General features: G+C 66.8%; 23 protein-coding genes. 17 read left to right on the plus strand and 6 right to left on the minus strand.

From position 1 onward, the window contains the following. Positions 1-61: 61 nt before the first annotated feature. Positions 62-697: a response regulator gene (locus ACFCQI_RS15370; protein WP_395118124.1), complete on the plus strand. Its 636-nt coding sequence runs from the start codon at positions 62-64 to the stop codon at positions 695-697. A gap of 12 nt (positions 698-709) precedes the next feature. Here ACFCQI_RS15370 and recN read toward each other — a convergent pair whose 3' ends face one another. Further along, the gene (gene recN / locus ACFCQI_RS15375; RefSeq protein ID WP_395118126.1) at positions 710-2,383 is read right to left on the minus strand and encodes a DNA repair protein RecN; all 1,674 of its coding nucleotides are present in this window, start codon (positions 2,381-2,383) and stop codon (positions 710-712) included. Positions 2,384-2,505: 122 nt separating this feature from the next. Here recN and hrcA point away from each other — a divergent pair, with 122 nt between their 5' ends. The 5 genes from hrcA (at position 2,506) to dapB (ending at position 8,308) form a co-directional block, all read left to right on the plus strand. Then, on the plus strand, positions 2,506-3,567 hold the full coding sequence (gene hrcA / locus ACFCQI_RS15380; protein WP_395118128.1) for a heat-inducible transcriptional repressor HrcA: 1,062 nt from the start codon (positions 2,506-2,508) through the stop codon (positions 3,565-3,567). Between the two features lie 81 nt (positions 3,568-3,648). Further along, on the plus strand, positions 3,649-4,182 hold the full coding sequence (grpE, locus tag ACFCQI_RS15385) for a nucleotide exchange factor GrpE (protein WP_395118130.1): 534 nt from the start codon (positions 3,649-3,651) through the stop codon (positions 4,180-4,182). A 98-nt stretch (positions 4,183-4,280) separates the two neighbouring features. Further along, complete coding sequence (gene dnaK, locus ACFCQI_RS15390; protein ID WP_395118132.1) at positions 4,281-6,197, plus strand: molecular chaperone DnaK; 1,917 nt, start codon at positions 4,281-4,283, stop codon at positions 6,195-6,197. 109 nt (positions 6,198-6,306) lie between these two features. Beyond that, positions 6,307-7,434, plus strand: coding sequence for a molecular chaperone DnaJ (dnaJ, locus tag ACFCQI_RS15395; protein WP_395118134.1), 1,128 nt, complete (start codon positions 6,307-6,309; stop codon positions 7,432-7,434). A gap of 82 nt (positions 7,435-7,516) precedes the next feature. Next, a complete protein-coding gene (gene dapB, locus ACFCQI_RS15400; protein WP_395118136.1) occupies positions 7,517-8,308 on the plus strand; it encodes a 4-hydroxy-tetrahydrodipicolinate reductase in 792 nt (263 codons plus the stop codon). A gap of 37 nt (positions 8,309-8,345) precedes the next feature. Here dapB and ACFCQI_RS15405 read toward each other — a convergent pair whose 3' ends face one another. Continuing rightward, on the minus strand, positions 8,346-9,041 hold the full coding sequence (locus tag ACFCQI_RS15405) for a 2OG-Fe(II) oxygenase (RefSeq protein WP_395118139.1): 696 nt from the start codon (positions 9,039-9,041) through the stop codon (positions 8,346-8,348). Positions 9,042-9,256: 215 nt separating this feature from the next. Between ACFCQI_RS15405 and carA the strand changes: the two genes are divergently transcribed. From carA to greA, 3 genes are read left to right on the plus strand one after another with little or no spacing between them, the layout of a single operon-like run. Beyond that, a complete protein-coding gene (gene carA, locus ACFCQI_RS15410; protein ID WP_395118141.1) occupies positions 9,257-10,384 on the plus strand; it encodes a glutamine-hydrolyzing carbamoyl-phosphate synthase small subunit in 1,128 nt (375 codons plus the stop codon). A gap of 1 nt (position 10,385) precedes the next feature. Then, positions 10,386-13,613: a carbamoyl-phosphate synthase large subunit gene (carB, locus tag ACFCQI_RS15415; RefSeq protein WP_395118144.1), complete on the plus strand. Its 3,228-nt coding sequence runs from the start codon at positions 10,386-10,388 to the stop codon at positions 13,611-13,613. Next, positions 13,610-14,086: a transcription elongation factor GreA gene (gene greA / locus ACFCQI_RS15420; protein ID WP_395118146.1), complete on the plus strand. Its 477-nt coding sequence runs from the start codon at positions 13,610-13,612 to the stop codon at positions 14,084-14,086. The genes carB and greA overlap by 4 nt, the downstream gene beginning before the upstream one ends. 226 nt (positions 14,087-14,312) lie before the next feature. Here greA and ykgO read toward each other — a convergent pair whose 3' ends face one another. The 4 genes from ykgO to ACFCQI_RS15440 form a co-directional block, all read right to left on the minus strand. Next, positions 14,313-14,438: a type B 50S ribosomal protein L36 gene (ykgO, locus tag ACFCQI_RS15425; RefSeq protein WP_007080705.1), complete on the minus strand. Its 126-nt coding sequence runs from the start codon at positions 14,436-14,438 to the stop codon at positions 14,313-14,315. 62 nt (positions 14,439-14,500) lie between these two features. Continuing rightward, the gene (locus ACFCQI_RS15430) at positions 14,501-15,412 is read right to left on the minus strand and encodes a LysR substrate-binding domain-containing protein (protein ID WP_395118148.1); all 912 of its coding nucleotides are present in this window, start codon (positions 15,410-15,412) and stop codon (positions 14,501-14,503) included. A 231-nt stretch (positions 15,413-15,643) separates the two neighbouring features. After that, complete coding sequence (locus ACFCQI_RS15435; protein ID WP_395118150.1) at positions 15,644-17,662, minus strand: FAD-dependent oxidoreductase; 2,019 nt, start codon at positions 17,660-17,662, stop codon at positions 15,644-15,646. Between the two features lie 81 nt (positions 17,663-17,743). Further along, positions 17,744-18,001, minus strand: a complete 258-nt coding sequence (locus ACFCQI_RS15440) for an acyl-CoA-binding protein (RefSeq protein ID WP_395118152.1) — start codon at positions 17,999-18,001, stop codon at positions 17,744-17,746. 104 nt (positions 18,002-18,105) lie between these two features. Here ACFCQI_RS15440 and cmk point away from each other — a divergent pair, with 104 nt between their 5' ends. From cmk to galU, 8 genes are all read left to right on the plus strand, one after another. After that, positions 18,106-18,786 carry a (d)CMP kinase gene (gene cmk / locus ACFCQI_RS15445; protein ID WP_395118154.1) on the plus strand — a complete coding sequence of 227 codons (681 nt, stop codon included), beginning with the start codon at positions 18,106-18,108 and terminating at the stop codon, positions 18,784-18,786. Positions 18,787-18,962: 176 nt separating this feature from the next. Then, positions 18,963-20,636: a 30S ribosomal protein S1 gene (gene rpsA, locus ACFCQI_RS15450; RefSeq protein WP_395118156.1), complete on the plus strand. Its 1,674-nt coding sequence runs from the start codon at positions 18,963-18,965 to the stop codon at positions 20,634-20,636. Positions 20,637-20,708: 72 nt separating this feature from the next. Next, a complete protein-coding gene (locus ACFCQI_RS15455; protein ID WP_395118158.1) occupies positions 20,709-21,008 on the plus strand; it encodes an integration host factor subunit beta in 300 nt (99 codons plus the stop codon). Between the two features lie 121 nt (positions 21,009-21,129). Then, positions 21,130-21,378 (plus strand): DUF1049 domain-containing protein, encoded by a 249-nt coding sequence (locus tag ACFCQI_RS15460; protein ID WP_395118160.1) that lies wholly within the window; start codon positions 21,130-21,132, stop codon positions 21,376-21,378. Beyond that, complete coding sequence (lapB, locus tag ACFCQI_RS15465; protein WP_395118162.1) at positions 21,375-22,547, plus strand: lipopolysaccharide assembly protein LapB; 1,173 nt, start codon at positions 21,375-21,377, stop codon at positions 22,545-22,547. Before ACFCQI_RS15460 ends, lapB begins: the two co-directional genes overlap by 4 nt. A gap of 7 nt (positions 22,548-22,554) precedes the next feature. Continuing rightward, positions 22,555-23,580 carry a glycosyltransferase family 4 protein gene (locus tag ACFCQI_RS15470; protein WP_395121379.1) on the plus strand — a complete coding sequence of 342 codons (1,026 nt, stop codon included), beginning with the start codon at positions 22,555-22,557 and terminating at the stop codon, positions 23,578-23,580. Further along, positions 23,567-25,465, plus strand: coding sequence for a polysaccharide biosynthesis protein (locus ACFCQI_RS15475; protein WP_395118164.1), 1,899 nt, complete (start codon positions 23,567-23,569; stop codon positions 25,463-25,465). The genes ACFCQI_RS15470 and ACFCQI_RS15475 overlap by 14 nt, the downstream gene beginning before the upstream one ends. Next, a complete protein-coding gene (gene galU / locus ACFCQI_RS15480) occupies positions 25,462-26,337 on the plus strand; it encodes a UTP--glucose-1-phosphate uridylyltransferase GalU (protein ID WP_395118166.1) in 876 nt (291 codons plus the stop codon). Before ACFCQI_RS15475 ends, galU begins: the two co-directional genes overlap by 4 nt. Positions 26,338-26,345 lie beyond the last annotated feature (8 nt).

The raw sequence follows: 26,345 nt of genomic DNA on the forward strand, positions 1-26,345 counted from the left end.
TGCCGGGGTACTTGGCCTGGCGTGCTGTCCCGGGCGCGCCTTCCTGTGTCAGAGTAGGAAGATGTACAGCATCGTTCTGGTTGACGACCACGCCATCGTTCGAGAGGGCTTCAAGCGCCTGATCGAGCTGGAATCGGACCTGGAAGTGGTTGCCGAATGCCGCAACGGCGACGACGCGGTGGAGGCGGTCGGCCACTGGCGCCCGGACCTGGTGGCGCTGGATCTTTCCTTGCCCGATGGCAGCGGTTTGCCGTTGATCGAGCATCTGCTCAGCGTGCATGCGGCCACTCGCGTGGTCGTGTTGAGCATGCATGATGGCGACGCTTACGTTTCCGAGGCGTTGCGTCGCGGGGCCAGCGGGTTCGTCACCAAGGGCGTCGCGCCGGAGGAACTGGTGGCGGGCCTGCGCGCCGTGATGCAGGGCGAGTGCTTCCTCAGCTCGGACCTGCGCCAGCGCCGCACCGAGCGCCCCAACGACGCGCTCGATCCGGTCAACCGGCTGACCGCCCGCGAGCGCGAAGTGTTCCTGTTGCTGGCCGGGGGGCGCACGCCCAAGCAGGTCGCTGCCGACCTCGGCATTGGCCAGAAAACCGTGTACATCCACCGTGCCAGCCTGATGGGCAAGCTCGGCGCCGGATCGGAACTGGACCTCTATCGCATGGCGACCGAGCGCGGCCTGCTGTCGACGACGGTCTGAGGACAGCCGCCTTCAGGTCGCCTGCGCGCGCTCCAGCATCTGCCTGGCGTGAGCGCGGGTCTCGCGGGTGATTTCCACGCCGCCGAGCATGCGAGCCAGCTCGTCGCGCCGGCCTGCGGCGTCCAGTTGTTCGATCCGCGTGCGGGTGGTGTCCCCGTCGCTCTGCTTGCTCACCCGCAAGTGGGCGTGACCTTGCGCGGCGACCTGCGGCAGGTGGGTCACGCAGAGCACCTGGCGACGGCTTCCCAGCGCACGCAGTTTCTGGCCGACCACCTCGGCGACCGCGCCGCCGATGCCGCTGTCGACCTCATCGAAGACCATGCTGCCGATCGAATCCTTGCCCAACGTAGCCACTTCGATGGCCAGACTGATGCGCGCAAGTTCGCCGCCGGAGGCGACCTTGCGCAGCGGCCGCGGTGGCTGGCCAGGATTGGCGCTGACCAGCAGCTCGCAGCGCTCCCGGCCCTGGGCGTCGGGTTCGTCGCCGGGCGTCGGCACCAGCTCGACGCGCAGTACGCCACCGGCCATGCCAAGTTCGCCCATCAGCGCACTGACTTCCTCGCCGAGCTTCGTCGCGGCAGCCATGCGCGATTGACCCAGCAGGTCCGCCGCGCGGGAGTATTCCTGTTGCAGGCGCTGAAGCTGACCGCTCAACTGTTCCAGTGCGTCGCCGGCGCCTTCGAGTTCGGCGTGCTCGGCGCGCAGCGCCAGCAGCCTCTCGTGCAGGGCTTCCGGCGGCAGCCGGTGGCGGCGCGAGAGCGCGTGCAGATGGCTCAGCTGCTGGTCGAGCGCGGCGTAGCCGGCCGGATCGAGGTCGACGTCTTGCGCATAGCGGCCCAAGCCGTCGGCGGCTTCGCCCAACTGGATACCGGCGTTGTCGAGCAGCTCCAGCCAGGGTGTCAGCCGGTCGTCCAGGGCGGCGAGTTTGCCCAGCTCGGCATGCGCTCGACCCAGGGCCCGGCGCAGGGCGAACTCGCCCTCGCCATCGAGCAGTTCCACCACGCCGGCGCTGCCTTCCGCCAGGCGGTCGGCGTTGGCCAGGCGCTTGTGGTTGGCCTCCAGTTCGGCCAGTTCGGTGGGTGGCAGCGCCCATTGCTCCAGTTCCGCCAATTCATGGCGCAGCAGCTCCAGCCGAAGTTCGCGATCCTCGCCGCCATTGAGCTTGTGCATGCGCTGGTTCAACTCGCGCCACTGCTCCGCCTGGCGGCGCACCTGGGCGATCAAGTCATCGTGGCCCGCATAAGCGTCGAGCACGGCCAGCTGATGGGCCCGCGAGAGCAGCGCCTGGTGTTCATGCTGGCCGTGGATCTCGACCAGCAAGGCGGCCAGCTCGCCGAGCTGGCGCGTGTTGGCGGGGCGGCCGTTGATCCAGGCGCGGGAGCTGCCTTCGGCACGCAACACTCGCCGCAACTGGCAGTTGCCGTCTTCGTCGAGTTCCTCCCGGCGCAACCATGCCTGCGCGTCGGGCAGTCCGGTCAAATCGAACTCCGCGGCCAACTCGGCGCGGTCGCTCTCCGCCCGGATCATGCCGCTGTCGGCGCGTGCGCCGGTCAGCAGCATCAACGCGTCGACCAGCAGCGACTTGCCGGCGCCGGTCTCGCCGCTGACCACGGTCAGGCCGGGGCCGAAAGACACCTCGGCGGCCTCGACGACGGCAAAATGGCGGACATAGAGCGAAGTGAGCATGGGCAGTTCGGCATTGGAATGGGAGAATTGTAGCGGGAGCCCGGGTGGGCAAAACACCGCATTCGCTTGCAAGCCGCGCGTGCAGACCTTATTTCTGTCGGGTCTCAGGAACTGCTACGGACATGATCCTTCCACACGGCCATGACCTCGATGCCCGCACGCGGCGCCTGCTGCGCGCGCTGATCTCCCAGTATCTGGTCGACGGCGAGCCGGTGGGGTCGCGCACGCTGGCGCGCTCCTCGGGGCTGGACGTCAGTCCGGCGACGATCCGCAACATCATGGCCGACCTGGAAGACGCCGGCCTGGTCGCTTCGCCGCACACCTCGTCAGGCCGCGTACCCACGCCGCGCGGCCTGCGCCTGTTCGTGGACAGCCTGATCGAGTTGCAGCCCTTGCCGCGCGCCGAGCTGGCGCGCTTGCAGAGCGAACTGCCACCGGGGCCTGCCACCACGCGCGACCTGCTCGGCAACGTGTCGACTTTGCTCTCGGCGATGACCCGCTTTGCCGGCGTGGTGACGGTGCCGCGCCAGGCCGACTTCCCGCTGCGCCACATCGACTTCGTGGCCCTGCCCGATGCGCGGGTGCTGGTGATCCTGGTGTTTACCGACAACCAGGTGCAGAACCGCATCGTGCAACTGCTCAAGCCGTTGCCCGCCGGTGAGCTGGAGCGGGCGGCCAATTATCTCAACACCCACTTCGCCGGGCTGCGCGTGGACGATATCCGCGCCCACTTGCTGGCCGAGGTACGCGAAACCGGCAGCGAGCTCAACCGGCTGCTGGCCAGTACGGTGGAGCTGGCCACGGCCTCGTTCGCGCCGCAGGCCAGCGATGCCGACATGCTGGTCAGCGGGCAGACCAACCTGATGGCCTGCGCCGAGCTGGCCGACCTGCAGCGGCTGCGCGACCTGTTTGACGCGTTCCAGCAGAAGAACGAGCTGCTCCAGCTGATGGAAGTCTGCGCGAAGGCGCCGGGGGTACGGCTGTTCATCGGCGAGGAGTCGGGCTTCGCGGCACTGGATGGTTGCAGCGTGGTCACGGCCAGCTATGGCGCGCAGGGGCGAATGCTCGGCGCTGTCGGCGTGATCGGACCCACGCGCATGGCCTACGAGCGGGTGATCCCGGTCGTGCAGGCCACGGCCGGATTGCTGAGCGACGCCTTGAATCGGGTCGCGGTGACCCTATAACCGGCAGCAGAGGCGGGATTTCTGGTTGATTTGGATGGCGGGCCACGGTGCCGGCCGCGAACTTTTTGTTGGGAGTGACGCATGCACGACAACGACACCCAGGCGCATGACGAGGCCATGGACCCCGGGTCGGCACCAGCCGTCGACGGCGACCAGTTCGCCAAGCTGCAGGCCCGCGTGGCCGAACTGGAGGCGATCAACGCCGAGCTGCAGGAAACGGTCTTGCGCGAGAAGGCGGAGATCGAGAACCAGCGTCGGCGCCTGCATCGGGACCTGGAGCAGGCCCGGCGGTTTGCCAACGAGAAACTGCTGAACGAATTGCTGCCGGTATACGACGGACTGGAGAGCGGCCTGGCAGCCGAGGGCGGCGACGTCGCCTCGATACGCGAGGGCCTCGGTCTCACCCTGAAAGCGCTGCTCAAGGTCGCCGGGAACCACGGCATGGCGCAGGTCGATCCGATCGGCCAGCCGCTCGATCCCGAGCGCCACCACGCGGTGAGCATGGTCGCGGCCCCCGGCCAGGCGCCGGGCACCGTGGTCAGCGTGCTGCAGAAAGGCTACGTGCTGAACGATCGCCTGCTGCGCCCGGCGCTGGTCGCCGTGGCGAAGGACTGAGCGCATCGCACGCCGCCGTCGGCATTGAATCGCTGCGGCAGAACCCCATCTGAAAACCATCGCGGCCGCCGGGCCGCCAATAGATTCGGAGCATGAACATGGGCAAGATCATCGGCATCGACCTGGGCACCACGAACTCCTGCGTGTCCGTGATGGACGGCAGCACGACCAAGGTCATCGAGAACTCGGAAGGCGATCGCACCACGCCGTCCATCGTCGCCTTCACCAAGGACGGCGAGGTGCTGGTCGGTGCCTCGGCCAAGCGCCAGAGCGTGACCAACCCGAAGAACACCTTCTACGCGGTGAAGCGCCTGATCGGTCGCAAGTTCAACGACGCCGAGGTGCAGAAGGACCTGAACATCGTGCCGTTCGGCATCGTGGCGCACGACAACGGCGACGCCTGGGTGCAGACCTCCGACGGCAAGAAGATGGCACCGCAGGAAATCTCCGCCAAGGTGCTGATGAAGATGAAGAAGACCGCCGAGGACTATCTCGGCGAAACGATCACCGAGGCGGTGATCACGGTGCCTGCGTACTTCAACGACAGCCAGCGCCAGGCGACCAAGGACGCCGGCAAGATCGCCGGCCTGGAAGTGAAGCGCATCATCAACGAGCCGACCGCGGCCGCCCTGGCCTACGGCCTGGACAAGAAGGGCGGCGACCGCAAGATCGTGGTCTATGACCTCGGCGGCGGCACCTTCGACGTGTCGATCATCGAGATCGCCGAAGTCGACGGCGAGAAGCAGTTCGAGGTGCTGGCCACCAACGGCGACACCTTCCTCGGTGGCGAAGACTTCGACATGCGCGTCATCGACTACCTGGTCGAGGAGTTCCAGAAGGAGCAGGGCATCGACCTGCGCAAGGACCCGCTGGCGCTGCAGCGCCTGAAGGATGCGGCCGAGCGCGCCAAGATCGAGCTGTCCTCCAACCACCAGACCGACGTGAACCTGCCGTACGTGACGGCCGACGCGTCCGGCCCGAAGCACCTCAACATCAAGCTGACCCGGGCCAAGCTCGAGGCGCTGGTGGAGGATCTGGTCAAGCGCACCATCGAGCCGTGCCGCACCGCGCTGAATGACGCCGGCCTGCGCGTGTCCGACATCAACGACGTGATCCTGGTCGGCGGCCAGACCCGCATGCCCAAGGTGCAGGAGGCAGTGAAGGACTTCTTCGGCAAGGAGCCGCGCAAGGACGTCAACCCGGACGAGGCCGTCGCCGTGGGCGCGGCGATCCAGGGCGGCGTGCTGGGTGGTTCGGTCAAGGACGTGCTGCTGCTCGACGTGACCCCGCTGTCGCTGGGCATCGAGACCATGGGCGGCGTGATGACCAAGCTGATCGAGAAGAACACCACCGTGCCGACCAAGGCGGCGCAGACCTTCTCCACCGCCGACGACAACCAGACCGCGGTGACCGTGCATGTGCTGCAGGGCGAGCGCGAGCGCGCCAGCGCGAACAAGTCGCTGGGCAAGTTCGACCTGCAGGGCATCGAGCCGGCGCCGCGCGGCATGCCGCAGATCGAGGTCACCTTCGACATCGACGCCAACGGCATCCTGCATGTGTCGGCCAAGGACAAGAAGACCGGCAAGGAACAGAAGATCGAGATCAAGGCCGGCTCGGGCCTGTCCGACGAGGAAATCCAGCGCATGGTCGCCGATGCCGAGGCGAACAAGGAAGAGGACAAGAAGTTCCACGAGCTGGTCGCCACCCGCAACAAGGCCGACCAGCTGGTGCATGCCACCCGCAGCGCGCTGAAGGAGCATGGTGGCAAGGTGCCGGCCGACCAGCTGTCCACGATCGAAGGCGCGTTGTCGGATCTGGAAAAGGCCAAGGACGGTGACGACAAGGCGGCGATCGAGGCCAAGGTCGAGAAGCTGGAACAGGTGGCGCAGGCGCTCTACGCCGCGGCGCAGGGCGGCCCGGCCGATGCCGGCGCGCAGTCCGCGCCGGGCGGCTCGGCGCAGCCGGACGACGTGGTCGATGCCGAGTTCACCGAAGTGAAAGACGACAAGAAGTAAGCGGCATCGTCATCGGCACGGCCCGATGGCCAGCCCGCGCCAGGAACGTTCCTGGCGCGGGCGGTTTTGCGGATGGTGCCATGGGGCGGACGAGCATGTGGATGCATGAATGAGCAAGCGTGATTACTACGAAGTGCTGGGTGTGGAACGCACCGTCACCGAAGTCGAACTGAAGAAATCCTTCCGTCGGCTGGCCATGAAGTACCACCCGGATCGTTGCCCCGACGACCCGACCGCGCAGGACAAGTTCAAGGAGGCCAAGGAGGCCTACGAAGTGCTGTCCGACGAGCGCAAGCGTGCCTTGTACGACCAGCACGGCCACGCGGCGTTCGAAGGCGGCATGGGCGGCCGCGGCGGCGCCGGGTTCGGCGACGTGGGCGACATCTTCGGCGACATCTTCGGCGACATCTTCGGCAGGAATGGCGGTGGCCGCGGCCGGCCGCGCCGCGGCTCGGACCTGCGCTACATCATGGATCTCGACCTCGAGGAGGCCGTGTTCGGCGTCAGCAAGCAGATCGAGATCCCCACCCAGGTCAATTGCCATCACTGCAACGGCAGCGGTTCGGCCGACGGCAAGGTAGCCAAGTGCGCGACCTGCCATGGCCACGGCCAGGTGCGCATGCAGAACGGCATCTTCTCGATCCAGCAGGCTTGCCCGCATTGCGGCGGCACCGGCCAGGCAATCGAGAATCCCTGCCGCAAGTGCCACGGCGAGGGACGCATCGAGGAGACCCGCACGCTGTCCGTGCAGATCCCCGAGGGCGTCGACAACGGTGACCGCATTCGCCTGAGCGGGCAGGGCGAGGCCGGCCCGTCCGGCACGCCGGCCGGCGACCTCTACGTGGAAGTGCGCGTGCGCGAGCATGCGATCTTCCAGCGCGACGGCAGCGACCTGTATTGCGAACTGCCGATCCGCTTTTCGCAGGCTGCGCTGGGCGCCCAGTTGCCGGTGCCGACGCTGGAGGGCGAAGTCCCGATAAGCATTCCGCCGGAGACGCAGACCGGCGCGCAGTTCCGCCTGCGCGGCCGCGGCGTCAAGTCGGTGCGCAGCAGCCGCCACGGCGACCTGATTTGTCGGGTGGTGGTGGAAACGCCGGTGCGCCTGACGCGCCAGCAACGCGAGCTGCTGGAGTCGCTGGAGGCCACGTTCAGCGGCAGCGACGCCGACAAGCACACGCCGCGCGCCAAGGGCTGGGTCGACGGCGTGAAGAAATTCTGGTCCCGCGTGACCGCCTGAGGCGAAGCGGGCCTGCGGCCGCCACCCCGCGGCCAGGCTGCGCGGTTAGCATGGACGCCTGACCCCGAGGAATGCTGCGCCGATGACACGCCCCTTTCGACTCGCCGTGAACGGTGCCTCCGGCCGCATGGGCCGCGCCTTGCTCGACTTGCTGGGTGCCGACGGCGACGCCGAACTGGTGCATGCCGTGGTGGCGCCGGGGTCGATCCACGCCGGCCAGCCCGTGCCCGGTGTGGCAAACGGAACCCTTCGTTACGCGCATGACTGGACGCAGGCGCCGCCGATCGACGTCATTGTCGATTTCAGCACGCCTGCGGCGCTGGGAGCTGCGCTCGACCATTGTCTGGAGCGCGGCATCGCACTGGTCAGCGGCACCACCGGCATCGACGGCGCGCTGACGTCGCGGTTGGCCGATGCCGCGCGGCAGATCGCGGTCCTGCGCGCCGCCAACTTCAGCCTCGGCGTGGCGATGCTGGCGCGGCTGTTGCGCGAGGCGGCGTCGGCCCTGCCGGCCTGGGATCTGGAGATCGTCGAAGCGCACCACGGTCGCAAGCGCGATGCACCATCCGGCACCGCCCTGGCGCTTGGCGAGGCGGCGGCGGCCGCACGCCACACCACGCTGGAGGCTGCGGCGGCATTCGAGCGTGGCGGCGAGCGCGTCGACGGCAGCATCGGTTTCGCCGTGATCCGCGGTGGCGACATCGTGGGCGAGCACCAGGTCATGCTGATCGGTCAGGGCGAGCGGCTGGAGCTGGTCCACCGCGCCACCGATCGCTCGATCTTCGCGCGTGGCGCGCTGCATGCGGCGCACTGGCTCGCAGGCCGGCCAGCCGGTCAGTGGCGGCTGGACGACGTCATCGCCACGCGGCCCTGAGGCACTTCCTCCGGCGCTGCCGGAGCCTGCTCCCGGCTCAATCGCGGTGCGCGGCGTTGCGGCCCCGGCTGGCGCCGAACTTCCGGTCGAGGCCGCCGAAAACCTTCTTGAACGCCCGCGAGAACTTGCCGCGACGGGTCTTGCGCAGCTTCTCTTCCTCGCTGGTGAGCCAGGCGACCTGGATGACGCGGCGTTCGCCCTCGTACGGCAAATGGCCGTGGAAGGAGTTGTCGCAGCGCTTGAACACCGCAAACTCGCCGTACAGTGGAATCAGCTCGGGCATCACCATCGCGTCGATGTCGTCCATGCTGTGCAGGAATCGCAGGCAGCCGGCGCTGGTGTCAGGCCATTGGCCGTTGAGGTAGAGCAGGGCGGTGGCGATCTTCGACCGGCTGTCGGTGTGGATCGTGCCATGGCGCTTGTTGAGCATGCGGCACAGGGTAACCAGGGTGGGATAGCGATCCAGCTCCTCGATGCCCAGGCGCTTGCCGATGGCGCGGGCGAACTCCGGGGAGGTCAGGCCCTCGATCAGCGCATTGACGCTGGCGCCGCAATCGGCCGGTTCGTAGGGGAAGAATCCGGCGCTGGCATAGCGCGGGAAATCGCGATCGAGATCCGCACGCATCTCGTCGGGCAGTTGTCCGTGGGCGACCATGAACGGGAAAGGCTGGTGCCGGATCGTGGTATCCGGGCGATCGAGACGCGCGGGGTCCAGCAGTACGACGGCACCCATGGGACGTCCAGCTCCATTGAAATGAGGCCTAGTGTACCGTTCGCGCTCCATACGCGACGCACCGGGCATCGGCCGATTCATGCTGCCGCAAGGTGGACAGGAACGTGCCTGCAGCCTATCATTGCGACCCGCCCGGAAAGCTTCCCCTCCAAACTCCACAAGCCAGCAATACTGCGGCTTGCGGACTTTGCTGCATCAAAAAGGCGGTCCTTGTTATGTCGCATCCTGCCCTGCTGGCCCTCGAAGACGGCAGCATTTTTCATGGCCACGCCATCGGCGCCGTTGGCGAAACGGTCGGCGAAGTGGTCTTCAATACCGCCATGACCGGTTATCAGGAGATCCTCACCGATCCCTCCTACGCGCGCCAGATCGTCACGCTGACCTACCCGCACGTCGGCAACACTGGTGTCAACGAGGTGGATGTGGAGTCGAATCTCGTGCATGCCGCCGGCCTGATCGTGCGCGACGTGCCGCGGCGTGCCAGCAACTGGCGCTCCACTCGCAGCTTGCCCGACTACCTCGCCGACCACGGCACGGTGGCCATCGCCGGGATCGACACGCGCCGGCTGACCCGCATACTGCGCGAGAAGGGCGCGCTGGCCGGTTGCATCGTGGCGGGCGCGCAGGTCGACGCGGAAGATGCCCTGGCCAAGGCGCGCGGCTTCTCCGGCCTCGCCGGAATGGACTTGGCCAAGGTCGTGGGCACCGGCAAGCCCTACAGATGGAATCAGGGCTGCTATGACCTCGATCGCACGGCGTTCAACCAGCCGGCCATGCAGTTCAAGGTGGTGGCCTACGACTTCGGCACCAAGCTCAACATCCTGCGCCTGCTGGCCGAGCAGGGTTGCGACATTACCGTGGTGCCGCCGCAGACTCCCGCCGCGGAGGTGCTGGCGATGCAGCCCCATGGCGTGTTCCTTTCCAACGGCCCGGGCGATCCCGCTGCGTGCGATTACGCGATCGAGGCGACGCGCGTCTTCCTCGACGCGAAGATTCCGCTGTTCGGCATCTGCCTGGGCCATCAACTGATGGGGCTGGCGTTGGGCGGACGCACGCTGAAGATGAAATACGGCCACCACGGCGCCAACCATCCGGTGAAGGATCTGGACGACGGCCGCGTGCTGATCACCTCGCAGAACCACGGTTTCGCGGTCGATCCGGCCAGTCTGCCGGCCCATGTGCGGCTGACCCACCGCTCGCTGTTCGACGGTTCGCTGCAGGGTTTCGCGCTGACAGATCGCCCGGCCTTCTGTTTCCAGGGCCATCCCGAGGCCAGCCCGGGACCGCATGACATGGGCTATCTGTTCCAACGTTTCGCCAAGCTGATGCAGGAGGCTCGCTGAGATGCCCAAGCGCAATGACATCAAGAGCGTGCTTATCATCGGCGCCGGCCCGATCGTGATCGGCCAGGCCTGCGAGTTCGACTACTCCGGCGCGCAGGCCTGCAAGGCGCTGAAGGAAGAAGGCTTCCGCGTCATCCTGGTCAACTCCAATCCCGCCACGATCATGACCGATCCGGACACCGCCGACGCGGTGTACATCGAGCCGATCAACTGGCAGACGGTGGAACGCATCATCGCCAAGGAGCGCCCGGATGCGGTGCTGCCGACGATGGGTGGGCAGACCGCGCTCAATTGCGCGCTGGACCTTGCCGACCACGGCGTGCTGGAGAAGTACGACGTCGAGCTGATCGGCGCCCGGCGCGAAGCGATCCGCATGGCCGAGGACCGCGAGCTGTTCAAGCGGGCGATGACCGAGATCGGGCTGGACAGCCCCAAGTCGGACGTGGCCAAGAACTTCGAGCATGCAGTGGAGATCCAGGCCCGACTCGGTTTCCCGGTGATCATCCGGCCCAGCTTCACGCTGGGCGGCACCGGCGGCGGCATCGCCTACAACAAGGAAGAGTTCGAGACCATCGTCAAGCGTGGCCTCGACATGTCGCCCACCCACGAGGTGCTGATCGACGAATCCGTGCTGGGATGGAAGGAGTTCGAGATGGAAGTGGTCCGCGACACCGCGGACAACTGCATCATCATCTGCGCCATCGAGAACCTCGATCCGATGGGCGTGCACACCGGCGACTCGATCACCGTGGCACCGGCGCAGACGCTCACCGACAAGGAATACCAGCGCCTGCGCGATGCCTCCATCGCGGTGCTGCGCAAGATCGGCGTGGATACCGGCGGCTCCAACGTGCAGTTCGGCATCAACCCCGACGACGGTCGCGTGGTGGTGATCGAGATGAATCCGCGCGTGTCGCGCTCCTCGGCGCTGGCGTCGAAGGCCACCGGCTTCCCGATCGCCAAGGTCGCCGCCAAGCTGGCGGTGGGCTACACGCTGGACGAATTGAAGAACGACATCACCGGCGGTCGGACCCCGGCCTCGTTCGAGCCGTCGATCGACTACGTGGTTACCAAGATCCCGCGTTTCGCCTTCGAGAAGTTTCCCGCGGCCGATGCGCGCCTGACCACGCAGATGAAATCCGTCGGCGAGGTGATGGCGATCGGCCGTACCTTCCAGGAGTCGCTGCAGAAAGCCTTGCGCGGGCTGGAAATCGGCAAGACCGGCCTCAATCCCACCGGCCTGGACATCGGCACCGACGACGGTCTGGCGGTGCTCAAGCGGGAGCTGCGCGAGCCGCGTCCCGATCGCGTGTTCCACCTGGCCGATGCGTTCCGCGCCGGCCTGTCGCTGGAGGAGGTGTTCGAGCTAAGCCGGGTCGATCCCTGGTTCCTCGCCGCGTTCGAGGACATCGTGCTGGCCGAGACGGAGATCACCCGGCAAGGCATTACCGCGCTCGACGCCCCGCGTCTGCGTGAACTCAAGCGACTCGGCTTCGCCGACGCACGCATCGCCGAGCTGCTCGGTACCGACGAGGCCTCGGTGCGCCACCTGCGCCACACTCTGGGCGTGCGTCCGGTGTACAAGCGGGTGGATTCCTGTGCCGCCGAGTTTGTCACCGGCACCGCCTACATGTACTCGACCTACGAGGAAGAGTGCGAGGCGCTGCCCACCGATCGCGACAAGATCATCGTCCTCGGCGGCGGCCCGAACCGCATCGGGCAGGGCATCGAGTTCGACTATTGCTGCGTGCATGCGTCGCTCGCGCTGCGCGAGGACGGCTATGAAACCATCATGGTCAACTGCAATCCGGAAACCGTGTCGACCGACTACGACACTTCCGACCGGCTGTATTTCGAGCCGGTGACCCTGGAAGACGTGCTGGAAATCGTCCACCTCGAAAAGCCCAAGGGCGTGATCGTGCAGTACGGCGGGCAGACCCCGCTGAAGCTGGCGCGTGCGCTGGAAGCGGCCGGCGTGCCGATCATCGGCACCAGCCCCGACTCGATCGACCTGGCCGAGGATCGCGAGCGCTTCCAGCAGATGATCGAGAAGATCGGGCTGAAGCAGCCGCCGAACCGCACCGCGCGCAACGCCGACGAGGCGCTGGCGCTGGCCCGCGAGATCGGCTACCCGCTGGTGGTGCGCCCGAGCTACGTGCTTGGTGGCCGCGCGATGGAAGTCGTGCACGACGACGCCGACCTGTCGCGCTACATCCGCGACGCGGTGAAAGTGTCGAACGATTCGCCGGTGTTGCTGGACCGCTTCCTCGACCACGCGGTCGAAGTCGACGTGGACGTGATCGCCGATGCCGCTGGCACCGTGCTGATCGGCGGCATCATGGAGCACATCGAGGAGGCGGGCGTGCATTCGGGCGATTCGTCCTGCTCGCTGCCGCCGTATTCGCTGAGCGCCGATATCCAGGACGAGCTGCGCCGCCAGGTCAGCGCGATGGCGAAGGAGCTGAAGGTCGTCGGCCTGATGAACACCCAGTTCGCGATCCAGGGCGAGACGGTCTACATCCTGGAAGTGAACCCGCGCGCCTCGCGCACGGTGCCGTTCGTGTCCAAGGCCACCGGCGTGCCGCTGGCCAAGATTGCCGCGCGCGTGATGGCCGGGCGTTCGCTGGAGAGCATGAACGCGACACGCGAAGTGATCCCGTCGTACTTCTCGGTGAAGGAGGCGATCTTCCCGTTCCTGAAGTTCCAGAACGTCGATCCCATCCTGGGACCGGAGATGCGCTCCACCGGCGAGGTCATGGGCGTCGGGCGCAGCTTCGGCGCGGCGTTCGCGCGTGGCCACGAGGCCGCGGGCATCCGGCCGCCGTCGTTGGGCAAGGTGTTCCTGTCGGTGCGTGACGGCGACAAGGAGCTGCTGTTGCCGGTGGCCGCCGAAGTCATCGCGCGCGGGTTCAGCCTGGTGGCGACCGCCGGCACCGCCAGCTACCTGACCGCGCATGGCGTAAAGTGCGAGCGCATCAACAAGGTGATGGAAGGCCGGCCGCACATCGTCGACGCGATCAAGAACGGCGAAATCGTCTACATCGTCAACACCACCGAGGGGAAACAGGCGATCGCCGATTCCTTCTCGATCCGCCGCGAGGCGCTGCAGCACCGCGTCACCTACTCGACCACGGTGGCTGGTGCCCGCGCGCTGGTGCACTCGCTGGATTTCCGTGGCGGTGGTGAGGTCCACAGCCTGCAGGAACTGCATCAGGAGCTGAGCGCATGAGTCGTGCCCCGATCACCAAAACCGGTTCCGAACGCCTGCGCGCGGAACTGGAACGGCTGAAATCCATCGAGCGCCCGCGCATCATCGCGGCCATCGCGGAGGCTAGGGCGCACGGCGATCTCAAGGAGAACGCCGAGTACCACGCCGCGCGCGAACTGCAGAGCTTCACCGAGGGGCGCATCGCCCAGCTCGAAGGGTTGCTGTCGACCGCCGAAGTCATCGACGTGTCGCGGCTCAATGCGGGCAAGCGGGTGGTCTTCGGCGCGACCGTCGACCTGGAGGATGAGGACAGCGGCACCCCGGTGACCTACCAGATCGTCGGCGACCTGGAGGCGGACATCAAGCAGAACCTGATTGCCGTCTCCTCGCCGATCGCCCGCGCCCTGATCGGCAAGAGCGCCGGCGACAGCTTCGAGTTCACCGCGCCCAACGGCGTCAAACACTACGAAATCATCGACGTCCACTACGACTGAGGGGTTGGAAAGACTCAGCCTCGACGCCAAGGGCGGGGATGGTCGCGTGCCGGCCTGCTTTCGTCATTCGCGCGAACACGGAATCCATCTTGCGGTCCGCCCGGGATCAGGACAGCTTTCGCATGAGCGCCCCTTCGGCCGTCGTGAAGCACCTCGAGGGCCCGATTCCACACGCGCACAAAAAAAGCCGCATGAGCGGCTTTTTTGCCGGCACGTGCGCGATGACTCAGCGCTGGCGAGCCTTGAAACGGGGGTTGCTCTTGCAGATCACGAACACCTTGCCGCGACGACGCACGATCTTGCAATCGCGGTGCCGCGCCTTGGCGGACTTCAGAGAATTAAGCACCTTCACGGCAGGCTCCTGACACCAAATGAAAAACTCAAGCTCGCAAGTATAACGAGGCTCGCGGCAGCTCACAAGCCTGGCGCGACAGCCACTTCCGTGACGGTGGCCAGGAACTGTTGCAGCGCCGGTGAGGGGTCGTTGGTCCGGCAGGCCACGGCCAGCAGCAGAAAGGCGTTCGGGTCCTCCAGCGGCACATAGGCAACACCGGGCAGCCGCACCGTCCGCAGGCTGGACGGCACCAGCGCCAGTCCCAATCCGGCGGCGACCAGCGCCAGCAAGCCGTTGATCTGCTGGGCGTGCTGGACGATGGCGGGCTGGAACCCGGCGTGTTGCGCCAGCGTCACCAGGCGGTCATACAGCGTCGCGGCGAGCGCACGTGGCTGCGACACGAAGGCATCACTGGCAACCTCGGCAAGGTCGACGCTGCTGCGTCCGGCCAGCCGGTGCCCCGCCGGCATGGCAAGCAACAGCGGCTCGCGGTCGATCACGCTGAGTCTCAGGTTGCGCGCGTCCTGCAGGTGCGCCGGCTCGCCACGGACGAAGCCGGCGTCGATCTCGCCGCCCAGCAGCGCGGCGAATTGCGGCTCGGTGTACATCTCGTCGAGTTTCAGTCCCACCTTGGGCGCCACTTGTCCGTAACGGAGCAGGATTCGCGGCAGTGCCGGGTGGAACGATGCCGACACGGTGTAGGCCAGGCGCAGGTGGCCGCTGTGGCCGGCGGCAGCGGCGACGACCTGGCTGCGCGCCTCGTCTGCCTTGGCAAGGAGGTGCCTGGCCTGTTCGAGAAATACCCGGCCCGGTTCCGTCAGCGAGACGTGGCGTTTGCTCCGCTCCAGCAGGCGCACGCCCAGATCCTGCTCCAGTGACTTGATCTGCTGCGACAGGGGCGGCTGCGAAAGATGCAGGCGCAAGGCGGCCCGCGTGAAGCTCAGCTCCTCGGCGACGGCCACGAAGTAGCGCAACTGGCGGAAATCAAACATATAGCAAAGTCGAATAAAAACGAGCGTAAATATATATTGGATACTTTATTCGGTCGATCATAAAATCACCGCGTCGCCCCACTATCCCCTCCCCCAGTGGCGGTGGCCCTCGCCCCGCAGCGACGCTGAATACGACATCTGGTTCAACTCCCCCCCTGAACCCATGTCGATGCGTCGCACCATGCGGGGCGCTTTCTTTTGCGGTGCCGCGCTGGCGTCGTCGCGACCCGTTCAGAGTCGCGCCGCCAGCGCCGTGCCCTGCGCGATGGCGCGTTTGGCATCGAGCTCCGCGGCCACGTCGGCCCCGCCGATCACGTGCACGCTCATGCCCGCGGCGATGAGGGCATCGGCCAGTCGACGATCTGGCTCCTGGCCGGCGCAGACGACCACGTTGTCGACCGGCAGGATCTGCGGCTTGCCGTCGAGCGTGATGTGCAATCCGCGGTCGTCGAAGCGCTCGTAGCCGACCTTGCCCAGCATGGTCACCTGCTTGGCCTTCAAGGTGGCGCGATGCACCCAGCCGGTGGTCTTGTTGAGTCGGGCGCCGGGGCGTCCTTCGCTGCGCTGCAGCAGCCAGACCTGTCGCGCTGGCGCCTCCGGTCGCGCGTCCAGCAGGCCGCTGCGAGCGTGCAGCGCCATGTCCACGCCCCATTCGCGCGTCCAGCGGGCGACGTCGGTGGTGGGCGAGGGCGCGCGTTCGACGAGAAACTCGGCCACGTCGAACCCGATCCCGCCAGCGCCGATGATGGCCACTCTTGCGCCCACGGGTCGGTCCCGCGCCAGCACGTCGAGATAGCCCAGCACGCGCGGGTCGTCGCTGCCGGGGAAATCGACCTGGCGCGGGGTGACGCCGGTGGCAACGACCACCTCGTCGTAGCCGCCATCGCGCAGCATGGCAACGTCGGCGTTCTCGCCCAGACGCAGCTCGACGCCGGTATCGCGCAGCTGGTGGACGAAGTAGCGCAGGGTTTCGTGGAACTCTTCCTTGCCCGGGATCCGCTTGGCGACGTTGAACTGCCCGCCGATCTCGTCGGCGCGGTCGATCAGGGTCACCTGGTGGCCGCGCTCGCCCAGCGTGCTGGCGCAAGCCATGCCGGCGGGGCCGGCGCCGATCACCGCGATGCGCCTGGGCACACGGGTCGGCTCGATCTTCAACTCTGTTTCGTGGCAGGCGCGCGGGTTGACCAGACAGCTGGCGCGCTTGTTCTGGAACACGTGGTCCAGGCAGGCCTGGTTGCACGCGATGCAGGTGTTGATGCGCTCGCTGCGGCCGACCCTGGCCTTGTTCACCCACGCCGGGTCGGCCAGCAGCGGGCGCGCCATCGAGACCATGTCGGCGTCGCCATCGGCAAGGATGCGTTCGGCCACCTCCGGCATGTTGATGCGATTGGTGGCCACCAGCGGGATCGAGACCTCGCCCATCAGACGGCGCGTGACCCAGGCGAAACCGGCGCGGGGCACGCTGGTGACGATGGTCGGCACGCGCGCCTCATGCCAGCCGATGCCGGTGTTGATGATGCTGGCGCCGGCGGTCTCGACGGCCTTGGCCAGGGCCGCGATCTCGTCCCAGTTCTGGCCGTCGTCGACCAGGTCCAGCATCGACAGGCGATAGATGATGATGAAGTCGCGGCCGACGGCCTCGCGTGTGCGCCGCACGACCTCCACCGGAAAGCGCATGCGTCGCTGCGCATCGCCGCCCCATGCATCGTCGCGCCGGTTGGTGCGCGCGGCGATGAATTCGTTGATCAGGTAACCCTCCGACCCCATCACCTCGACGCCGTCGTAGCCCGCTTCCCGGGCCAGTTGCGCGCAGCGGACGAAGTCGCCGATGGTGCGCTCGACGCCGCGTGGCGACAGCGCGCGCGGCGTGGAGGGCGTGATCGGCGACTTGATCCGCGACGGCGCCACGGACAGCGGGTGATAGCCGTAGCGCCCGGCGTGCAAGATCTGCATGCAGATGCGGCCGCCTTCGGCATGGACGGCGGCGGTGAGCTTGCGGTGGCGCGGCTTGTGCCAGGGCATCGTGAGCCGACCGCCGAAGGGCTTCAGCCAGCCCTCGATGCTGGGCGAGATGCCGCCGGTGACCATCAGTCCCACGCCGCCGCGGGCGCGTTCGGCGAAATAGGCGGCCAGTTTGTCGTAGTCGCGGGCGCGATCTTCCAGCCCGGTGTGCATCGAACCCATCAGGATGCGGTTGGGCAAAGTGACGTGGCCCAGATCCAGCGGGGCGAACAGCTTGGGATAGTTCATGCGATCCACGCGGCTTCAAACGATCGTATGAATGTGCCGGCAATGGGCCTGCAAAAGCAAGCGGGGCGGGAGACGAAGCTGTCAGGCCAGCAGTTGCTGCACCAGGGCGATGTAGCGGCGCATGGCTTCCTCGACAGGAACGCCGTTCAACTGCGCCCAGGCTTCGTGCTTGGCAGTGCCCACGAAATCGAAAAAGCCCGGCTGGGTCCGCTTGAGGTCGCCCTCGGTGCCCTGCTTGTACAGGGCGTAGAGCTTGAGCAGGGTGTCGTTGTCCGGCCGTTTGGCCAGGCCTTTGACATCTTCGGCAGCTTGCTCGAACTCTCGACGCAGATCGTTCATGGGGCAATGGACCTGCGGCGGGCGGGAAACGGGATGGATAGCACGCGTTCGGAAGTGGGTCAACGCGTTAGACTGCGCGCTCTCCACGCCGCCAGGATGCTTCGATGAGCCATGCCGCCGCCGTTCCCGTGCTTGCCATCGACGGGCCGTCCGGGTCGGGCAAGGGCACGATCAGTGCGCTGGTGGCAGAGCGGCTGGGCTGGCGCCTGCTGGATTCCGGGGCGTTGTATCGCGCGGTGGGCTACGCCGCCGGCATGGCCGGGCTGGACCTGTCCGATGCCGATGCGATGGCCCGCTGCGCCCAGACGACGAAGATCCAGTTTCGCGCCGCCGAGACGGGAGGCGGGGCGCGGGTGATCGTCAACGGGCACGATGCCACCGACGAGTTGCGCACGGAAACGGCCGGTGCCGCGGCGTCGGCGATCGCCTCCATGCCCAGCGTGCGCGAGGCCCTGGTGGCGCTGCAGTTGGGCTTTCGCAAGGCGCCCGGGCTGGTGGCGGACGGGCGCGACATGGGCACGGTGATCTTCCCGGATGCCGCGTTCAAGGTTTTCCTCACCGCGAGCGCCGCCGAGCGGGCGAAAAGACGCTATAAGCAGTTGAAGGAAAAGGGGCTCAGCGTTACACTTGCCGGCCTTCAGCGCGAAATTGAGGCGCGTGACAGCCGCGATGCATCGCGTGCGGTCGCGCCACTCAAGCCCGCCGATGATGCGGTGCTGGTGGACACCACCGGCATGGCCATCGACGAGGTCGTGGCGAAAGTACTTGCCGTCGTGCAGTCCTGAGCGGATTGCGCGGCGGCTTTTGTGCCCCTGCCGCGGCAGGGGGTTTTGAACCACGGTGACAACGTTCGGCCCCGCAGGGCCGTCGCGGCCACCCCCAACCGGTGGACCGGGAAGTTCGTGCGCAACAACCAACCCAGCGCAGCGGACCCAAGGTCTTTTCCCACTATGGAATCAACATGACTGAAAGTTTTGCCGAACTGTTTGAACAGAGCCAGCAGGCCATCTCCAAGCTGAAGCCCGGCGCCATCGTCACCGGCATCGTCGTGGAAATCCGCAACGACGTCGTCGTGATCAATGCAGGCCTGAAGAGCGAAGGCATCGTCCCGATCGAGCAGTTCAAGAACGAGGAAGGTGTGCTGGAGGTGCAGGTTGGCGACGAGGTGAAGGTAGCCCTCGAAGCCCTGGAAGACGGTTTCGGCGAGACCAAGCTGTCGCGCGAGAAGGCCAAGCGCTCGATGGTGTGGGACGACCTGGAGCAGGCGTTCGACAAGGAAGAGACCATCGTCGGCATGATTTCCGGCAAGGTCAAGGGCGGTTTCACCGTCGACATCAAGGATGTCCGCGCGTTCCTGCCCGGTTCGCTGGTCGACGTGCGCCCGGTGCGCGAGCCGACCTACCTCGAGGGCAAGGAACTCGAGTTCAAGATCATCAAGCTGGATCGCAAGCGCAACAACGTGGTGGTCAGCCGCCGCGCCGTCGTCGAGACCGAGTTCTCCGAGGAGCGCGAGAAGCTGCTGGAACGTCTGGTCGAGGGTGCCGTCGTCAAGGGCGTGGTGAAGAACCTCACCGATTACGGCGCGTTCGTGGACCTGGGCGGCATCGATGGCCTGCTGCACATCACCGACATGGCGTGGAAGCGCGTGCGCCATCCGTCCGAGGTGGTCAACGTCGGCGACGAGCTCGACGTGCGCGTGCTGAAGTACGACAAGGAGCGCAACCGCGTGTCGCTGGGCCTGAAGCAGCTGGGCGACGACCCGTGGGTGAACATCTCGCGTCGCTATCCGGTCGGCAGCCGCATCTTCGGCAAGGTCTCCAACGTCACCGATTACGGCTGCTTCGTCGAGATCGAGCCGGGCGTGGAAGGCCTGGTGCACGTGTCCGAGATGGACTGGACCAACAAGAACGTCAACCCGGCCAAGGTGGTGCAGGTCGGCGACGAGACCGAAGTGACCGTGCTGGACGTGGATGAAGAGCGTCGCCGCATTTCGCTGGGCATCAAGCAGACCCGCTCGAACCCGTGGGAAGCCTTCGCCGCCATGCACAAGAAGGGCGACAAGGTGTCGGGTCAGATCAAGTCGATCACCGATTTCGGCGTGTTCATCGGCCTGGAAGGCGGCATCGACGGCCTGGTGCATCTGTCCGACATCTCCTGGCAGGTGTCCGGCGAAGACCTCGTGCGCGACTTCAAGAAGGGCGAGGAGATCGAGGCGGTGGTGCTGGCCGTCGACCCGGAGCGCGAGCGCATCAGCCTCGGGATCAAGCAGATGGAGCAGGATCCGTTCGGCCAGTTCATGGCGGCCAACCCGCGTGGCACGATCGTCAACGGCACGGTCAAGGAAGTCGACGCCAAGGGTGCCGTGATCGACCTGGGCGAGGGCGTGGAGGGTTACCTGCGCGCCAACGACATCGCCAAGGAGCGCATCGACGACGCTACCCAGCACCTGAAGGTGGGCGACAAGGTCGAGGCCAAGTTCACCGGCATGGATCGCAAGGGTCGCCAGCTGGCGCTCTCGATTCGCGCCAAGGACGAGGAAGACGCCCCCGAAGCCGCGGTCGACTACTCTTCGGCCGCCAGTGGCACGACCAAGCTCGGCGCGTTGTTGAAGGAACAGTTCAACAAGGCCGACTGATCTCTCGTTGCAGGCACGACGCGGGGCGGCACGTCGCCGCCCCGCTGTTTCACGTCACGGACATTGGGGCCCATGACCAAATCCGAATTGATCGAAGCGCTGGCCAGGCGCCAGACCCACCTCGCGTTCGCCGACGTCGAGATGGCCGTCAAGAGCGTCATCGAACAGATGAGCCTGGCGCTGGCCCAGGGCGAACGCATCGAGGTGCGCGGCTTCGGCAGCTTTGCGTTGCACTACCGGCCGCCGCGGATGGGGCGCAACCCCAAGACCGGCGAAGCCGTGGCCCTGCCAGGCAAGCACGTTCCCCATTTCAAGCCGGGCAAGGAATTGCGCGAGCGCGTCAATCTTGACCTGGAGAACAGTGCCGGTTGAGTCCATCGACCGGAGAATGCGAGGCAGGCGGCGCGAGCCGGTCCTGCCTTCTTTTTGCCTGCAGGACGGCTGGCGGCGGCAGCGCCTGTGCCCGACTGCGCCAATCGGGTAAAGTTCGAGCATGCGATTGCTTGCCCTCATCATTCTGGCCATTTTCGTCGCCGCCGGCATCGTGCTGGGCGCGCTGAATGCGGAAATGGTCGGCTACGACTTCGGCTTTGCCCAACTGCAGTTGCCCAAGGGAGCCGCGCTGCTGGGCGCCCTGGTGGTGGGCTGGTTGCTGGGCGGGGTGACCGCGTGGCTCGGTGTGCGGCCACGGCGTTCGCGACGCACTACGGGCGCGGACAGGAAGCCGCCGGCCAAGCCATGAATCCCCTGTATGTGCTGGCCGCACTGCTCCCCGTCGCCTTCGTGCTGGGTTGGTGGGCTTCGCGCCTGGTGGTTGCGCGGCGGGCCGGCGTCGACGTCAGCACCTTGTCGTCGGATTATTTCCGCGGCCTGAACTACCTGCTCAACGAGGAGCAGGACAAGGCCATCGAAGTCTTCCTGAAACTCGCCGAATACAACCGCGACACGGTGGAGACGCACCTCGCCCTGGGCAACCTGTTTCGGCGTCGCGGCGAGGTGGATCGGGCGATCCGGCTGCACCAGCACCTGGTCTCGCGACCGGGTCTGTCCGACGCAATGAAGACCGTGGCCCTGCTGGAGCTCGGCGAGGACTACATGCGTTCGGGCCTGCTCGATCGTGCCGAGGCCTTGTTCGCCGACCTGGTGGCGATGAACTCGCACGCGCCCTCGGCGCTGCGCCATCTGATCTCGATCTACCAGCACGAGCGCGACTGGCACAAGGCGATCGAGCACGCGCGGCGGCTGGAGGTGATGACCGGCGACGACGAGGCGCCGATGATCGCCCAGTTCTACTGTGAGCTCGCCGAGCGCGCGCGTCAGCATGGCGCCCGTGCCGAGGCGCGGGAATACCTGCGCCAGGCGTTCGAATGCCAGCCCGATTGCGTGCGCGCCTTCATGCTCACCGGACGCCTGCATGCCGAGGACGGGCAGCATGCCGAGGCCATCGACGCGCTGGAGGCGGCGATCAGGGCCGACAGCGCCTTCACTCCCGACATCCTGCCGCCGCTGCTCAACAGCTATGCCCGCGTGCGGCAGATGGACCGCGCCGAGACCTTCCTGCGCACCCTGATGGCGCGCTATCACGGCGTTTCGCCGATCCTGGCGCTGACCAACCTGTATCGCCAGCGCGACGGCGAGCGCGTGGCGGTCGACTTTCTCACCGCGCAGTTGCGCCAGCGGCCGTCGGTGCGCGGGCTGATGACCCTGCTCGACGCCACGATGGACAAGATCGAAGGCGAGGCGCGCGAGAATTTCCTGATCCTGCGCGATCTCACCCGCAAGCTGCTCGAAGGGCAGGCGATGTACCGCTGCAACCGTTGCGGGTTCGGGGCCAAGGCGCACCACTGGCAGTGCCCCAGTTGCAAGAGCTGGAGCACGATCCGGCCGATCCACGGGGTGGCCGGCGAGTGACATGGCCATGCTGATGACCATCGGATGGTTGCTGGCAGCCTTCCTGGTTACCGCACTGCTGGTACGCGCCGCGGTCGGTTACGCGCATCGGCGCGGCATGCTCGACCTGCCCGGACAACGCCGCTCGCATCAGGTGCCGACCCCGCGCGGCGGCGGCATCGGCATCGTCGTCGCCATGCTGGTGTGCCTGCCCGGCGTCGCCTGGAGCCTGCACGCGGCGGTTCCCGCGCCCGGGCTGCTCGGGTTGTCCTGCGTGGCCTTGCTGCTGGTGGCGCTGGCGGGCTGGTGGGACGACCATCATCCGCTTCCGGCCTGGCCGCGACTGGCCGTGCAATTGGTTGCCTGCGCCTTGCTGTGCGTCGGGCTGCAGGCCTGGTCGCCGGCCTGGTGGTGGTTGCCGTTGTTGCTGGTCGGCGGCGCGTGGAGCATCAACCTGCACAACTTCATGGATGGCATCGACGGTTTGCTGGCGCAGCAGGCGGCTTTCGTGGGCGGCGGCCTGGCCGTGCTGGCGTGGGCAGCGAACCTGCCTGCGCTGGCGCTGGCCGCGGCCTGTCTGGCGGCGTCGGCGCTGGCGTTCGGGTGGTTCAACTGGCCGCCGGCGCGGATCTTCCTGGGGGACGTGGGCAGCGGCAGCGTGGGCCTGCTGGTGTTCGCATTCAGTGCGATGCTGTGGCGGGCGAATCCGGCGTGGCTGTGGCCGGCGTTGATCCTGTCGTCGGCGTTCGTGGTGGATGCCAGCCTGACCCTGTTGACGCGGGTGTGGCGTGGGCGTCGCTGGTACAGCGCCCACCGTGAACACCTGTATCAATGGCTGGCGCGCCGCGCCGGCAGTCATGCATCGGTGGATGCGGCCTACCTTGGCTGGAACCTGCTGGTAGCGGCCCCGATGACCTGGTTGGCCTGGAGTCATCTGCACGCCGCCTTGGCGATTACCATGGTCGTTTATGCAGGGGCAGCGATCATGTGGTTGTATCTGAAACGTCGCCTGGTGCGGCGCCACACGAGCAAGAGCCTCCATGTCACTGCGTAAGCTTGTCGGCTTCATTCACCCGCGGGTAGCGGTCGTCGTCCACGATCTGCTGATGGCGGCGCTGGCCTGGTGGATCGCCAAGTGGCTGCGCTACACGCTGCGCCCGGACGAGGTGTTCGGTTTCCAGCTGCTCGAGTTCCCGATTGTGCTGCTGGTGCAGGGGCTGATCTTCCGCTGGACCGGGCTGTACAAGAGCGTCTGGCGCTTCGCCAGCCTGCCGGATCTGGTGAACATCGTGCGTGCCGCGGTCATCGGCACGCTGGCGATCGGACTGTGCCTGTTTCTGTATGACCGCCTGCTGGGCGTACCGCGCTCGGTGTTCGTGTTGTATCCGGGACTGCTCGCCGTGTTGCTGGGCGGTCCCCGGCTGGCCTATCGCTACTGGAAGGACAGCCGCGCCGATCTGTTCAAGGGGAGCGACGCCAAACGGGTGCTGATCGTGGGCGCCGACCGCGCCGGCGAAGTGCTGTCGCGCGATCTTCGCCGCGACAACCGCTATGCGGTGGTCGGCTTTGTCGACGACACGCCCAGCCTGCGTGGCGCCAGCATCAACGGTCGCCCGGTGCTGGGCCGGCTCGACGAGCTGCCCGAGCTGGTGCGCAGCGCGGCCGCCGACATGCTGCTGATCGCCATGCCCGGGGCCACGACGGCCGAGATGCGGCGCGTGGTGGCCCTGTGCGACAGCACCGATCTGCCCTACCGCACGGTGCCGCGCATCGAGGACATCGTGGCGGGCCGTGCCCAGCTGAACCAGATCAAGGAGGTGGCGATCGAGGATTTGCTCGGCCGCGACACGGTGGAACTGGACTGGACCGCGATCCGCGAGACCCTGAGCGGGCGGCGCGTGCTGATCACCGGTGGTGGTGGTTCGATCGGCTCGGAACTGTGCCGGCAGGTGGCGCGGCTCGGTGCACAGGCGCTGACCGTGGTGGAGGTGAGCGAGTACAACCTCTACCGGATCACCCAGGAGCTGCGCAACCATTTCCCGGAGCTGATCCTCGACGGCATCCTGGCCAATTGCTGCGACCAGGTGGCGATGCGCAAGGTGTTTGCGGAGGCGCAGCCGCAGGTGGTATTCCACGCCGCGGCGTACAAGCACGTGCCGATGCTGCAAGGCCAGCTGCGCGCCGCGTTCTGCAACAACGCGCTGGGTACCCGCACGGTGGCCGACGCGGCCTGTTCGGTCGGGGTGGCGTGTTTCGTGCTGATCTCCACCGACAAGGCGGTCAACCCCACCAGCGTGATGGGTGCCTGCAAGCGCGTGGCGGAAATCTACTGCCAGAACCTCGACGCGCAGACCGATACCCGCTTCATGACCGTGCGTTTCGGCAACGTGCTGGATTCGGCCGGCTCGGTGGTGCCGCTGTTCCGCCGGCAGATCCGCGACGGCGGCCCGGTCACCGTGACGCACCCGGAAATCTCGCGCTACTTCATGACCATTCCCGAGGCCTGCCAGCTGATCCTGCAGACCGCCAGCATTGGCAAGGGCGGCGAGATCTTCGCGCTCGACATGGGCGAGCCGGTGAAGATCCGCGACCTGGCCGAGCAGATGATCCGCCTCGCCGGCAAGAAGCCGGGCAGCGAGATCCCGATCGTCTACACCGGCCTGCGCGCGGGCGAGAAACTGTTCGAGGAGCTGTTCCATCCGCTGGAGAACTACAGCGCCACCACGCATGCCAAGATTTTCCTGGCGCAGCATCGCGAGGTGTCGTGGGAGTTGCTGCAGGCCCTGCTGCACAAGGCCGCCGAGGCGGCCGACATTTTCAATGAGGAAGAACTTCGCCGCTGCGTGTCCAGCCTGTTGCCCTCGTTCCGCTGGAGCGAAGCGGCGCAGCCTGACAACGTGGTGTCGATCCGCCGTGCCAACCCGGAGATCAATGAGTGAGCAAGCCCCTGCGCAAAGTGGTGTTTCCCGTAGCCGGACTCGGCACGCGCTTCCTGCCGGCGACCAAGGTGGTCGCCAAGGAAATGCTGCCGGTGCTCGACAAGCCGCTGATCCAGTACGCCGTCGACGAAGCGGTGGATGCAGGTGCCGACACCCTGGTGTTCGTCACCAACCGCTACAAGCACGCGATCGCCGACTACTTCGACAAGGCCTACGAGCTGGAATCGAAGCTGCACGAGAAGGGCAAGGCCGAGCTGCTGGCGCTGGTGCAAGGCACCTTGCCGCGGCACGTGCGGGCGATCTTCGTGACCCAGCCCGAGGCGCTCGGCCTGGGCCATGCCGTGCTGTGCGCCAAGCCGGTGGTCGGCGACGAGCCGTTCGGCGTGATCCTGCCTGACGACCTGATCTGGAACGGCGCCGGCAAGGGCGCGCTGCGGCAGATGGCGGAGCTCGCCGAGGCGCAGCAGGCCGGCGTGATCGCGGTGGAGGAAGTGCCGCACACCGACACTGACAAGTACGGCATCGTCGATGCCACACCGGTCGACGATCGCAGCGCCCTGATCCGCCACATGGTCGAGAAGCCCAAGCCGGCCAACGCACCGTCGAACCTGGCCGTGGTCGGCCGCTACGTGTTGCCTGGCCGCATCTTCCAGCTGCTGGAACAGACCACGCCCGGTGCCGGCGGCGAGATCCAGCTTACTGACGCGATCGACGCGCTGCTGAAAGAGCAGGGCAAGGTGCTGGCCTACCGCTTCGAAGGCACCCGTTTCGATTGCGGCAACAAGGCCGGCCTGGTGCGCGCCACCATGCACATGGCGATGCAGGACCCGAAACTCGCGCTCACTGTGCGAGAGTTCCTCGGCCAGCTTTGAACCACGGC

The sequence above is a fragment of the Rhodanobacter sp. FW102-FHT14D06 genome (assembly GCF_043950705.1).
Lineage (GTDB): Bacteria > Pseudomonadota > Gammaproteobacteria > Xanthomonadales > Rhodanobacteraceae > Rhodanobacter.